This is a genomic window from Devosia sp. BK (assembly GCF_032907385.1).
Lineage (GTDB): Bacteria > Pseudomonadota > Alphaproteobacteria > Rhizobiales > Devosiaceae > Devosia.
Window position 1 is genome coordinate 1,364,065 of sequence record NZ_JAIMBX010000001.1, and the last position, 12,049, is coordinate 1,376,113.

General features: G+C 60.6%; 12 protein-coding genes and 1 pseudogene. 9 read left to right on the plus strand and 4 right to left on the minus strand.

All coding sequences use genetic code 11. The features are described 5' to 3' along the window. Positions 1 to 6 precede the first annotated feature (6 nt). Positions 7 to 942 carry an N-acetylmuramic acid 6-phosphate etherase gene (murQ, locus tag DevBK_RS06740; protein WP_317184878.1) on the minus strand — a complete coding sequence of 312 codons (936 nt, stop codon included), beginning with the start codon at positions 940 to 942 and terminating at the stop codon, positions 7 to 9. A gap of 204 nt (positions 943 to 1,146) precedes the next feature. On the opposite strand from murQ, the gene DevBK_RS06745 reads away from it, so the two are divergent. The 7 genes from DevBK_RS06745 (at position 1,147) to DevBK_RS06775 (ending at position 7,920) form a co-directional block, all read left to right on the plus strand. Continuing rightward, positions 1,147 to 1,998, plus strand: coding sequence for a MurR/RpiR family transcriptional regulator (locus DevBK_RS06745; RefSeq protein WP_317184879.1), 852 nt, complete (start codon positions 1,147 to 1,149; stop codon positions 1,996 to 1,998). Positions 1,999 to 2,123: 125 nt separating this feature from the next. Next, entirely contained in the window at positions 2,124 to 3,188 is a 1,065-nt protein-coding gene (locus tag DevBK_RS06750; RefSeq protein WP_317184880.1) for a sn-glycerol-3-phosphate ABC transporter ATP-binding protein UgpC, read from the plus strand. Positions 3,189 to 3,239: 51 nt separating this feature from the next. Further along, the gene (locus DevBK_RS06755; protein ID WP_317184881.1) at positions 3,240 to 4,478 is read left to right on the plus strand and encodes an extracellular solute-binding protein; all 1,239 of its coding nucleotides are present in this window, start codon (positions 3,240 to 3,242) and stop codon (positions 4,476 to 4,478) included. Positions 4,479 to 4,545: 67 nt separating this feature from the next. Beyond that, positions 4,546 to 5,466 carry a carbohydrate ABC transporter permease gene (locus tag DevBK_RS06760; protein ID WP_062631223.1) on the plus strand — a complete coding sequence of 307 codons (921 nt, stop codon included), beginning with the start codon at positions 4,546 to 4,548 and terminating at the stop codon, positions 5,464 to 5,466. After that, positions 5,463 to 6,326 (plus strand): carbohydrate ABC transporter permease, encoded by an 864-nt coding sequence (locus DevBK_RS06765; protein WP_061906875.1) that lies wholly within the window; start codon positions 5,463 to 5,465, stop codon positions 6,324 to 6,326. The genes DevBK_RS06760 and DevBK_RS06765 overlap by 4 nt, the downstream gene beginning before the upstream one ends. Further along, entirely contained in the window at positions 6,323 to 6,988 is a 666-nt protein-coding gene (locus DevBK_RS06770; RefSeq protein ID WP_061906876.1) for an N-acetylmannosamine-6-phosphate 2-epimerase, read from the plus strand. Before DevBK_RS06765 ends, DevBK_RS06770 begins: the two co-directional genes overlap by 4 nt. Beyond that, positions 6,985 to 7,920: an N-acetylglucosamine kinase gene (locus DevBK_RS06775; protein WP_062631221.1), complete on the plus strand. Its 936-nt coding sequence runs from the start codon at positions 6,985 to 6,987 to the stop codon at positions 7,918 to 7,920. Before DevBK_RS06770 ends, DevBK_RS06775 begins: the two co-directional genes overlap by 4 nt. Positions 7,921 to 7,995: 75 nt before the next feature. Here DevBK_RS06775 and DevBK_RS06780 read toward each other — a convergent pair whose 3' ends face one another. The 3 genes from DevBK_RS06780 to DevBK_RS06790 are packed head-to-tail and all read right to left on the minus strand — an operon-like array spanning position 7,996 to position 10,495. Beyond that, complete coding sequence (locus tag DevBK_RS06780; RefSeq protein WP_317184882.1) at positions 7,996 to 8,823, minus strand: inositol monophosphatase; 828 nt, start codon at positions 8,821 to 8,823, stop codon at positions 7,996 to 7,998. After that, positions 8,820 to 9,644: a glycerophosphodiester phosphodiesterase family protein gene (locus DevBK_RS06785; RefSeq protein ID WP_317184883.1), complete on the minus strand. Its 825-nt coding sequence runs from the start codon at positions 9,642 to 9,644 to the stop codon at positions 8,820 to 8,822. The genes DevBK_RS06780 and DevBK_RS06785 overlap by 4 nt, the downstream gene beginning before the upstream one ends. A 23-nt stretch (positions 9,645 to 9,667) precedes the next feature. Then, complete coding sequence (locus DevBK_RS06790) at positions 9,668 to 10,495, minus strand: glycerophosphodiester phosphodiesterase family protein (RefSeq protein ID WP_317184884.1); 828 nt, start codon at positions 10,493 to 10,495, stop codon at positions 9,668 to 9,670. Positions 10,496 to 10,647: 152 nt separating this feature from the next. Here DevBK_RS06790 and DevBK_RS06795 point away from each other — a divergent pair, with 152 nt between their 5' ends. After that, the gene (locus DevBK_RS06795; protein ID WP_317184885.1) at positions 10,648 to 11,703 is read left to right on the plus strand and encodes a family 43 glycosylhydrolase; all 1,056 of its coding nucleotides are present in this window, start codon (positions 10,648 to 10,650) and stop codon (positions 11,701 to 11,703) included. Between the two features lie 7 nt (positions 11,704 to 11,710). After that, a pseudogene (locus DevBK_RS06800) lies at positions 11,711 to 12,047 on the plus strand (hypothetical protein). Positions 12,048 to 12,049 lie beyond the last annotated feature (2 nt).

Genomic DNA, 12,049 nt, shown 5'->3' on the forward strand with positions numbered 1-12,049 from the left:
GCGACCTCACCCAGCCGCGCGTGGCAATTGCTGCGCGGCGGCCCGGCGCAGGAAGCCGTCGGCATGAATGAGCGCTGCCTCGCCCTCAGCCGCGTTCATTCCGGTCAGCGCCATGAGGATGGCGAGCTTGACGTTGTTTTTGGCCGACTTGAGGAATTGTTCGGCTGCCTCGCTTGAACAACCGGTGGCATCGATCAGGATGCGGCTGGCGCGGGCGAGCAGCTTTTCATTGCTGACCGAAAGATCGACCATCAGGTTTTCGTAGGATTTGCCGATCCGGATCATGCTGGCCGTGGTCAGCATGTTGAGCACCAGCTTTTGCGCCGTGCCTGACTTTAGCCGGGTCGAGCCAGTCAGGGCCTCAGGACCGACGACGGGCGAGATCGCGATATCGGCCATCGCCGCGATCACTGAATCCGGATTGCACGATAGCGCCACCGTGACCGCGCCGACGCTTTTGGCATGGTCGAGACCGCCGATGACATAGGGGGTGCGACCGCTGACGGCGATGCCGACGACCACGTCCCGTTTGGTCACACCGATTTTTTCAAGATCGCGCCGCCCCTCGTCGCGCGAGTCTTCTGCGCCTTCGATCGGGTGACGGAGGGCTCGATCGCCGCCGGCGATCAGTCCGATAACCATGCCTTCGGGCACGCCAAAGGTTGGGGGACATTCGGAGGCATCGAGAACGCCGAGGCGCCCGCTGGTGCCGGCGCCCATATAGATGAGACGCCCGCCATGGCGGAATGCCTCGACCACATGATCGACGGTGGCGGCAACCTGCGGCAGCACCTTTTGCACGGCGTCGGCTACATGATGGTCCTCGCGATTCATCGCGCCGACGATCTCGATCGAGCTCATAAGGTCGATCTGCATCGTCTCGGGATTGCGCGCTTCGGAAACGAGCTGTTCCAGCTCAGCCATCAGCGTGGTTCTTGCCATGTGCTCAATGCTCTCGTTCACCGGCAAGGCTAGAAGCGATTATTCCGACTGTCAATTCCATGTGGAATATTGTATTCCATCAATGGATTGTTCCACAGGCTGGCAGCGCGATAAGCCGCTGCAATGCCAGTTGCATTTTGAAACGTCTCGGCTTTAGTCCTCCCCGGCGGGGACCACGGTCGGCGCCGGTTCGAGGGAAGTCGCATGTCTGTTCTCAAAGTGTTGACCGCCCAACTCGACAGCATGACCCAGGCCGATCGGCAGATCGCCCAATTCATCATCGACAATCCCGAAAAGATGCTGACGCTCTCCTCCGCAGCGCTGGCGGAGGCAACGGGGCGCAGTCAATCGAGCGTCGTCAAGTTCAGCCAGAAACTCGGCTATGGCGGCTATCAGCAGCTCAAGCTTGCCGTGAACAAAGCCAAGGCCATGGAGTGGCACACGCCGGGCGGCGTCATCCACGGCACGATCGAAGCGGCCGATAGCTACGTCACCATTTTGCAAAAGCTGATCGGCTCGAAGCTGCTTTCGATGCGCGAAACGCTGGCGGCCAATAACGAGAAAACCATCGATTCTGCGCATGAGGCGCTGGTTGGCGCTCGAAAGATCCAGCTTGCCGGGGTCGGCGCATCCTCTCTGGTTGCCAAGGATTTTTCCTATAAACTGCTGAAATTAGGCCGGGTCGCGCTGATCGACAGCGATAGCCACATTCAAATTTCCAACGCTTCGGCGCTGAATGAAGCGGATGTCTTGCTGGCGCTCTCTTATTCCGGCCGCAGCATGGAAACCCTGCGCATTGCCGAGATCGCCAAGCAGCGCGGCGCGAAAGTCATTTCAATGACAGGGCTGCAGCCCAATCCCCTGCTCGACCTTGCCGACATCCACCTCTTCACCGTCGCCGACGAAGAACGTGTCCGCTCTTCCGCCATCACCTCGCGCGATGCGCAGCTCATGCTGATGGACATGCTGTTCATCCTGATGGTGCGGCAGCAGACCGATGCTCACGACTTCATCCACAATTCCGAAAGCGCGGTCACCGTGCTTAAGGTCCGTTGACGGCCGCGCGACTGTAATCGGATATTCTTGACACGATCGATTTTAGGAATTTAGTATTCCTCCCGACAGATCAGCAATGATCCTGTCGAGGATCTGCGTGGGGCGGATCGGGATGGAGAGAATACGTGGCCCAGCTGTCGCTTCGTGGCATCAAGAAGCGTTTTCGCGACACCGAAGTGCTGCACGGCATCGATCTCGAAATCGGCGACCGCGAATTCGTCGTCTTCGTTGGTCCCTCGGGATGTGGCAAGTCCACGCTGCTGCGCTTGATCGCCGGCCTCGATCCCATCAGCGACGGCGAGTTCGTTCTTAACGGCCACCGCATGAACGATGTGGCCCCGTCCCGGCGCGGTATCGCCATGGTGTTCCAGTCCTATGCGCTCTATCCGCATATGGATGTCTACGAAAACATGGCCTTCGGCGCCCGCCTCATGGGCCTCGACAAGCCCGAGGTCGAGCGCCGCATCGCCGAGGCGGCCCAGATGCTGCGGCTTGAAGCGCTCCTCAAGCGCAAGCCGCGCGAACTTTCCGGCGGACAGCGCCAGCGCGTCGCCATCGGCCGCGCCTTGGTGCGCAAGCCCGACGTGTTCCTCCTCGATGAGCCGCTGTCCAATCTCGATGCAGCTCTCCGCTCCGAGGTGCGGCTCGAAATCGCCAAGCTCCATCGCGAGATCGGCGGCACCATGATCTATGTGACGCATGATCAGGTGGAGGCCATGACCCTCGCCGACAAGATCGTCGTCATGAACAATGGCCGCATCGAACAGGTCGGTTCGCCCCGCGAACTCTACGAGACGCCCGCCAATACCTTTGTCGCAACCTTTATCGGCTCGCCCCGCATGGCCCTGGTGGACGTGACGCGCGACGGCGATCGGCTGGTCCTTGCAAATGGCGGTTCGATTTCGGTCGGCAACCTTCCTGGCCCCAAAACCCTGAAGCTGGGGCTGCGGCCGGACACGGTTCAGCTTATCCGAGGCGCCAGCGCCGAAGGCTTCGCCGGTCGCGTCGAATATACCGAATATCTCGGCGACAACGCCTATGTCTATGTGCGGCTCGCCGATGGCAAACTGCTGTCGGCCCGCACTGCCCCCAATGATCTCTATGCGCCCGACGAGGCCGTGACCGTGACGGTCGCGCCTGGCGCCGCACATTACTTTTCTGCCGAGGATGGCCGACGGCTGACACCCTGATCCGGTTCGCCTGAGACATCTGCAAGACGTTTTCAAGGGAAGGGAATACAGATGAAAACCATAGTGCGTGCCGGAACTCTACTCAGCGCCTTGCTCGTTGCCGCCCCCGCCTTCGCTCAAGACCTGACGTTCTGGAGCTGGCGCCAGGAAGACCGCGCTGCTTACGAGCAGTTCATCGACACATTCGAAGCGGCCAATCCGGGCATCACGGTCAAGTTCGAGACGTTCGAGGCGACCAATTACAACACGATCCTCTCGACCGCCCTTGCAGGGGGTACAGGTCCGGACGTGATGATGGTGCGCGCCTATGGCGGGCTCGAAAACGTCGCTGTCGCTGGCTACCTCGAAGAGCTGACGACCGAAAGCGTCCCGGCCCTTGCCAATTTCGCCGAACCTGCACTTGCCGCCGAAAGCGTGCGGGCCGATGGCAAGATCTACGCTGTCCCCTTCGCCAGCCAGACCCAGCTTGTCATCTACAATTCCAAGATTTTCGCTGATAACGGCATCGAAGAGCCCCAGACCTGGGACGACCTGATGGCTGCGAGCCAGAAGCTCAAGGACGCCGGCATCATCCCCTTTGCCAATGGGACCGCCACCGCCTGGCAGAATGAAACCGTGACCTTCGGGCTCGGCTCCTCGCTCATGGGCAAGGCCTTTTACGACGAGCTGATGGCCGGCACCGCGGACTTCACCGATGCCCGCTTCACCTCGGCTCTCGCCTCGGTCAACGAACTGGCCCAGGACTATTTCCCCGATGGCTTCATCGGCCTCGACTACCCCTCGGCCCAGCAGCTCTTTTCGTCTGGCATGTCCGCCATGTTCGTTGGCGGCTCCTACGAACTGGCAACCTTCAAGGCGCAGAACCCGGATATCGAAATGGGCGTCTTCGCCGCCCCCGGCAAGACCGCGGAGGACGCCAAGCTCGTCGGCCTCTATTTCGATGGTGGCTATTCAGTCAATGCCGCCTCGCCCAACAAGGAAGCGGCGATCACCTTCGTCAATTATCTGGCGAGCCCGGAATTTGGCCAGGCCTTTGCCAATACGCTCAACAATATCTCGACCATTCCGGGCGTGACGTTCGACAACCCGCTGCTGGCGGAAGTCAACGACCTCAACAAGTCCTCGATCCCCTACCTGATGCTCGCCCATTTCCGTTATGGCGAACCCTCGGGCTCGGTGCTGATCCAGGGTGAAATGCAGAAGCTGTTCTCGGGTGAAACGACGCCCGAAGCCATCGGCGAAGCGCTGACCACCGGCCTTGCTGCCTGGTACGAGCCCTTCAAGAAATAAGGCGGCCTTCCCTCCGCCTCGGGGGTGGCCATAAGGTCACCCCCAATCCCATCTGAGCGAGCCTTTGATGCCCCAATTTCGGATGACCGGCCGCGGACTTTGGATCACGGCACTGATCGTGCCGCCGCTGTGCTTCGTGGCGCTCTTTATCGTTTATCCGATCATCTCGGCTTTCGCTTATGCCTTCTTCGACTGGCAGGGATTGAAGCGCCTCGAATTCGTCGGCCTCGAGAATTTTCACGCGGTGCTGTTCGTCGAGCCCTATCGCAGCTGGACGCTCAACGCCTTCAAGAACAATATCATCGTCTTCTTCGCGCTCATGGTGCTGCAAAATGGGCTCGGCTTCATCCTCGCCTATGCGCTCTGGCGCGAACTGCCCGGCGCGCGCTTCCACCGCATCGCCGTATTTCTGCCGGTGGTGCTCTCGACGATCATCGTCGCCTATCTCTTCAAGCTCTTTTATCACCCGCTCTTTGGCGTGGTGAATATCAGCCTCAAAAGCATTGGCCTCAGCGAATGGGCCCAGCCCTGGCTCGGCCAATCCGGCACCGCCCTCTGGAGCATCATCGCAGCGCAGGCCTGGCACATGGTCGGCTTCCCGACCCTGGTTTTCCTTGCCGGCATGCAGCGGATTCCCAGCGAAATTCTCGATGCCGTGCGCATGGAAACCGAGAGCGAATGGGTCAAGATCACCAAGATCGTCTGGCCGCTGGTCGCCCCGAGCGCCACGATCGTGTTCACGCTGCTCTTCGTCGGCGCCTTCAACTGGTTTGAGCTGCCCTATATCATGGGTGGGCTCGATGGGTCGCCGTTTGGTTCGACCGACGTGCTGGGGCTCTATTTTTACCGCACTGCCTTTGGCAATGTCTCTTCCGGCCAACAGGACTTCGGTCTGGGTTCTGCGCTGGCCGTCCTCATCTTCATCTTCATCGCGGCCATTGCCGCTGTCATCACCACCCGCCTGCGCGCCCGGGAAATTCAGCTATGAGCGTGACGACGACCAACTACTATGATCGCAAGGGCATTCTCGGCACGCTTGGCCGCGATGGCCTTTTGCAGATCATCCTTATCGCCAACACCATCCTGATGCTGGCGCCGATCGTCATCATGGTGTTCTCGGCCTTCAAGACCACACCGCAGATTTTTCAGTCGCCGTTTGGCATTCCCGATTTCACCCAGGTCCAGAACTTCATCAAGATCTGGTCGGAAACCAACTTCCTGCGCTACCTGCTCAATTCCTTCGTGGTTACCGGCGCATCGATGGTGCTGATCCTGACGCTAGGCACCATGGCCGCCTATGCCATCGGCCGCTATGCCTTTACCGGCGCCAACTTCATCCTGATGTTTTTCCTGGCCGGGCTAACCCTGCCGTTAAAACTCGCCATCATCCCGCTCTTCATGCTGATGCGAGACCTGTCGATCCTCAATAATCAACTGAGCCTCATCTTCGTCTATACCGCCATGGGCCTGCCCTCGACGGTCTTCATCATGACCGGCTTCATCCGCACCCTGCCCAATGAACTTGAGGACGCCGCTCGCATGGACGGCGCTTCGGAAGCGCGCATCATGTGGTCGATCATGCTGCCGCTGGTGCGCCCGGCTATGGTCATCGCCGGTATCCAGAATATCGTGCCGATCTGGAACGACTTCTTTTTCCCCTTGGTCTTTATCCAGAACGACAGTTTGAAAACCCTGCCCCAAGGCCTCACCACGTTCATGGGCGAATACACGACCGACTGGGGCGTGCTGTTCTCGGGCCTAACGCTTTCGGCCGCGCCGATCATCATCATCTACATCGTCCTGTCCCGCCAGTTCATTGCGGGCATGACATCGGGCGCCATCAAATGATGCTGCAGAAGGGACTGGTCGTCTCCTGCCAGGCGCGTGCGGACAATCCCCTGCATGGGGCTCAATTCATGGGCGCTATGGCGCTTGCCGCACGCGATGGTGGCGCTGTCGCCATCCGTGCCAATGGTCCGGACGACATTGCGGTGGTCACCAAAGCCGGCCTGCCTGTGATCGGGATACACAAGGTCTTCTCGGAACATCACCCGGTCTACATCACGCCCGATTTTCAAACCGCAGCCGCTATTGTCGAAGCCGGAGCCAATATTGTTGCACTCGATTGCACTGAGCGGCCACGCGATGGCGAGCATCCGAGCGTCATGATCCGTCGCATCAAGGCGGAGCTGGGCGCTGAGGTCTTTGCCGATATTTCGACGGTGGAAGAAGGACTGAAAGCCGCTGACTGGGGCGCCGATTACGTCGCCACCACGCTTTCCGGCTATACCGAGGCCACCATGCCCAAACCAAGCGAACCGGACCTAAGATTGCTGGAAAATCTTGCTGCGCGCCTCACGGTGCCAGTTGTGGCCGAGGGTCGCTACAATACGCCCGATCTCGTGCGCCAGGCCTTTTCGGCGGGCGCGCATGCGGTGGTTGTTGGCACCATGATCACAAATCCCCGGGAAATCACGCGCAGTTTCGTGCAGCAGGGCGTGCCACGGTGAGAGAGACCTATCTCGGCCTTGATGTCGGCGGCACGGCAAGCCGATGGGTGGCCTGCGATAAGGCTGGGCAGGTGGTTGCGCGCGGCAGCGTCAATGGCGCCACCGCCCATGTTTTCAACCCGGCCGAGCGGGAGCGTCTGGGCACGGCTTTAGCGCAGATCGGCAACGCGCTTGCCGCTGAAAACCTTCAGCCGATCGGGCTCGTGGGCGGACTAACCGGCTTTGGAGCCGTCGCCACAGGGGAAGTCCACGGCCTCATAAATCACGCCATTGGGCTGAGGCCGGAGCAAATTCTCCTGACCGACGACATCGTCCTTGCCTTTGCAGCGCAATTCCAGCCGGGGCAAGGTCACCTGGTGTCCGCCGGAACCGGTTCCATCGGCGTTCACGTCGCGGCCGATGGCAGCATGACGCGCGTCGGCGGCAGAGGTATCCTCATCGATGATGCCGGCTCGGGCAGTTGGATTGCCCTGCATGCCCTCGACATCATCTACCGAACCCTCGATCGCACCGGTTCGTTCTCCGACGTTCAAGCCCTGGCCGACGCGCTCTTTGCCCTGGTCGGCGGCAGCGAATGGCATCACGTCCGCGAATATGTCTATGGCGGCGATCGTGGCCGCATTGGCGCGCTGGCTGTCGGCGTGGCCCAGGCAGCGGAAGCCGGTGACGCGACGGCCCTCGCTATCCTCACGCAGGCTGGCGCCCATCTGGCGGAACTGGCTCAGGCCCTGCAAACCAGAGTTGGAGAACGGCCCGTCGCCTTCATCGGCGGTGTCTTAAAGCTTCACCCAGCAATCGGCGCTGAAATGAGAAAGCAGTTGCCCGGCATCACGGTCTCGGAACCAGCCACGGATACTGCTCTCGCCGCCGCACAACTCCAAACCAATGAGACCGGGCGTCTTTGGCGGCCCATCCTCTCCCACAACGCCTGAGCGCCGCGAGAGAGATTTGGACCGTTACCGGCAGCGATGAGTTTGTCTCGCTCCCTCACCGGAAGCCTCTCATTATCAGGCGAACAGAGTATCCCGGATGTGTGTCCAGCTTTCCGCATCGGTCGCGGTGAGCAAGAAGCCCTTGTTCTGATCCGCGCTATACGGTTCGTCGCTCACGAACGCAGCATGACCACCCGCTTCGGCGTGGATCAGCACGCCCGCCGCGTGGTCCCAGGGCATGACGCTCGCATTGAGGCAGAAGCTCATCGCCCCGGTCGCGAGCATGCGATATTCCCAGGCCGAGCAGCCCCATGTCGTGGTGCGCGAGAAGCGCAGGACGCGCTGCGAAAGCTCTGGCTGTAGTTCAGGCGCGAACATATGGAGCGGCACAAAACCATGCAGGTCCGCAATGGGTCGGGACTTGGCCACCGCAAGGCGACTCGCCGCGCCATCGGCCGCAACATGCCAGGCGCCCTGACCGGGCCGGGCGACAATGAAATCGCCCATCACCGGATAGTGGATGATGCCGGCAATGGTTTTACCTTCCTCGACAATGGCAAGGATCGACCCGAATGTTGGCACGCCATGGGCAAAGTTCCAGGTGCCATCGACAGGGTCGATAATGGCGACCAGCCCGGAGGCACCGATACCGTCGAGGACGGATCTATCCTCGGACACCGCCTCTTCACCCACGACCACGACGCCCGGGAGCCGCTCCACGAGCAGCCGGTTTAGAGCATGTTCTGCGGAAATATCGGCATCGGTCACCAAGTCATCGGGCGCAGTTTTGGCGCGCATGCTATCTGAGGTAATCGCCTGAAATCGGGGCAAAATCTCTTGTTCCGCCACCGTCCGCATGTCGGCCATCAGGGTTTTGAGCAGATCATCGCTGATTTCGGTCATGCACGTTTCTCGATGTAAGCTTTCAATGCCGCCGGCTGGTCGGTCTGGATGGCGCTGATACCAGCATCGATCAACCGTCCCCAAATTTTATCAGGGTCAGCCAGTGCGACGGTATCGGTCCACTCCCCGCTACTCGCCATATCGAGCGTATTCTTCCAAAGCGCCATGCCCGCTGCCTCGAACGCCGCACGATTGCTCTCGATAGTCTCGATGTGATCGAAGCTGATTTCGCTCATGAAGGGTTTGATGCCGGACAGGAGCGCCAGCGTGTCACCGGTTCCGGTCTCGGTAAAGCGCGTCATGGCCAGAAACGGCACGCCGGAAATATCCTGCGCGTTGACCCAGTCGACGTGTTCTTGTGTGGTGACCGTGGTCTTGAGGTCCACATAGTCCGCAGCATTCATATCGCGCGCGCAGGCAGCCACTTCGGAAAATAGGCCTCGATCCTTCAAATCGAGATCGGCAAAGATATGCCCGCGGATGATTTCGAGCGCCTGCTTGAGGGTCGGCACGCGCTGGTCCGTCAGCGCCCGGCCGTCGCCGCCATCATCGGCACGAAGCGCGATAGCCTGCAGCTCAGCGATCGTAAAAGTCTCGGCATCGCGATCGATCCCCGCCATGCGCAGCAGCGTATCGTCGTGCATCAGGAAGAGTTCGCCATCAGCGCTCTTGCGCACGTCGAGTTCTACGATGTCGACGCCGATAGCGATGGCATTCTCGATCGCCGCGAGGCTGTTTTCCGGCGCACCATGCCAGGCGCCGCGATGGGCAACGATGGCGCAACGGCGCGTTGGATCTGCGATATAGTCTATGTAGGCCATTGGTCTCGCTTTCTTGGGAAATATCAGCGGCGCTTGGCGAGATAGGCTTTGAGAGCCGCCGCTTCGTCGGTCTGGATGGCAGACACGCCTGCATCGAGGAGGCGCCCCCAAACCGCGTCGGGATCCCTGAGTGCCGCGCTGTCGGTCAGCCCGGCGCAGGAAACATCATCGAGCGTATTGACCCAGAGGCTGATCCCCGCCGCCGCAAAGCGATCCCGATGCGCGGCGAGTTGCTCGATGGAATCGAAGTAAATTTCGCAGATCAGCGGCTTGATCCGAAACACCAATTCGGTCTGAAGTTCCGCACCCGGCACATTGAGCCGCGTCTTGGCGATGAACGGGACGCCGTGGGCCATGATGTTGCTATTGATCCAAGCGAAGTCGTCTTCGTCTCGAAGGGCGCTCCAAAAGTCGACCTGCTGATCGACGCCGGCGGCCTGGGCGGCGGCGATGACCTCGGGAATAAGAAGCCGGTCCTTGACGTCGAGATGGATGAAGATGCGATCCCGGGTGAGATCGAAAACATCGCTCAGACGCGCGAGTTTCTGATCGGTCAGCGCATTCCCCGCGCCACCATCGCGATTGCGCAGGTGCAGCGCAGCCAGCTCCGAGGCCGCAAGCTCTTCCACCGCGGCGTCGTGCCCCGTCATCCGCTCGAGACTATCGTCGTGGCAGAGGAACAGCGCGCCGTCGGCGCTACGGCGCACATCGATCTCGACGACGTCATAGCCGCCGGCAATGGCCGCTTCGATCGCCTGGAGACTGTTCTCCGGCGCATCCCGCCAGATGCCGCGATGCGCGATAATGGCGCAATCCCGGCCCGGTCTCGCCATGAAATCCTTGTAGTTCATGCCTGAGCTTTCGTTGGAGACGCGTTGACGATGGCCGACGACGCGGTGAAAAATGGTCGCGTTGCGATCATGACGAGCGCAAATATCGAAACGACGACAGCGCGGCGATAATCAGTGGAAATCGGACGCCGCGACATTTTTGGGAGGGGACGATGCCGAATTGGATTGGCGGCCTGGCGGTAACCTGGTTTCTTGCCGGCGCGATCTCCGCCTCGGCGCAAGATGCTCCGGCGCCTCTCGGCGACACGGGCATTTACTCAGCAGACCCCAGCGTCATTCACACCGACGACGGCTTTGTGGCCGTCGAATCGCGGCGCGGCGATAGTCTCGTGGTGCGCGTCGCATCGAGCCTTGATGCGCTTGCCGAAGCGCGCGGCTTGCGGATCTGGTTCGATCGGGATCGGCTCGGCGAAGTCTGGGCGCCGGAGATCGTCTACAAAGAAGGCCTCTATCACGTCTATTTCGCGGCCGGCGTCGGCGAGGCGCATCGGATGTATCGCATCACCTCGACAGAGCCGACATCCGGTTATGGCCCCGCGGAGGAAATCGATCTGCCCGAAGACAAGTGGGCCATCGACGGCATGCCCTTTAGTTTCGACGGAGATGATTTCTTCGTCTGGTCCGGCTGGCAGGGCGATAGCGATGTGCAGCAGGATATTTTCATCGTGAAGCTGCAGGGTGATGACGCGCCTGACGCGTCACGGGCGATCATCTCGTCTCCCGATCAGCCCTGGGAAAACGTTGCGAACGAGACGCCGTCGATCAACGAGGGCCCCCAGCCGATCGTGGACCCAGCGGGACAGTTGCACGTGGTCTATTCGGCCAACGGCTCATGGGGTGCGAACTATTGCCTCGCCGATCTGCGATTGCGCGCTGACGGCGTTCCCCTGGTGGCCGAGGATTGGTCCAAGTCGGACGGGTGCCTCTTTGGTGCCAATGCCGAAACGCTGTCCGATACAGGCACCTTAGCCACCGCGGCAAAAGGCGTCGGCCACCATAGCTTCATCACGGATGAGGACGGGACGGATGGCGAGGGCGTGAAAGAGCCCGTGCCCTTTCTCTATCATGGTGTGCCTGAGGACGAAGAACCGAGCAATTTCTGGTCGGCGCGAAAATGGTTCTTTGGGCAATATCAGTGGGTCCCTGATGTCGAATACCGCTCCCCCTCCGGCGCCGATCGCGGGTGGAGCCTGCACTTTTCCGAGTGACGAGGCCATGGCTACTAAAAAGGTAAAGGACTATCCGACCACGCCAGACGGGCGATATTTCGTCGTGCGCGGCCGGCTCTGGCGGAAGAGCAATCCTTCACTCAGCGAGACCAACCGCACATATTGGGTCCAAAAATTGACGGCCGCACGACGCGCCGTCGGTCTCGCAAAAAAATGATGATGCGGCGCGAAAAGCTGCGCGCACTGCGGTCGATGAAGCCAAGGTCGCGCTTGGCGAACGTGGCCCTGTCTGGTGGGACGACGGCGCGCCGGATTACAACCGACACTTCGCACGAAACACGCCCTATGCCGAATGGTACGCTGCGCTCGGAAACTATACCTGACG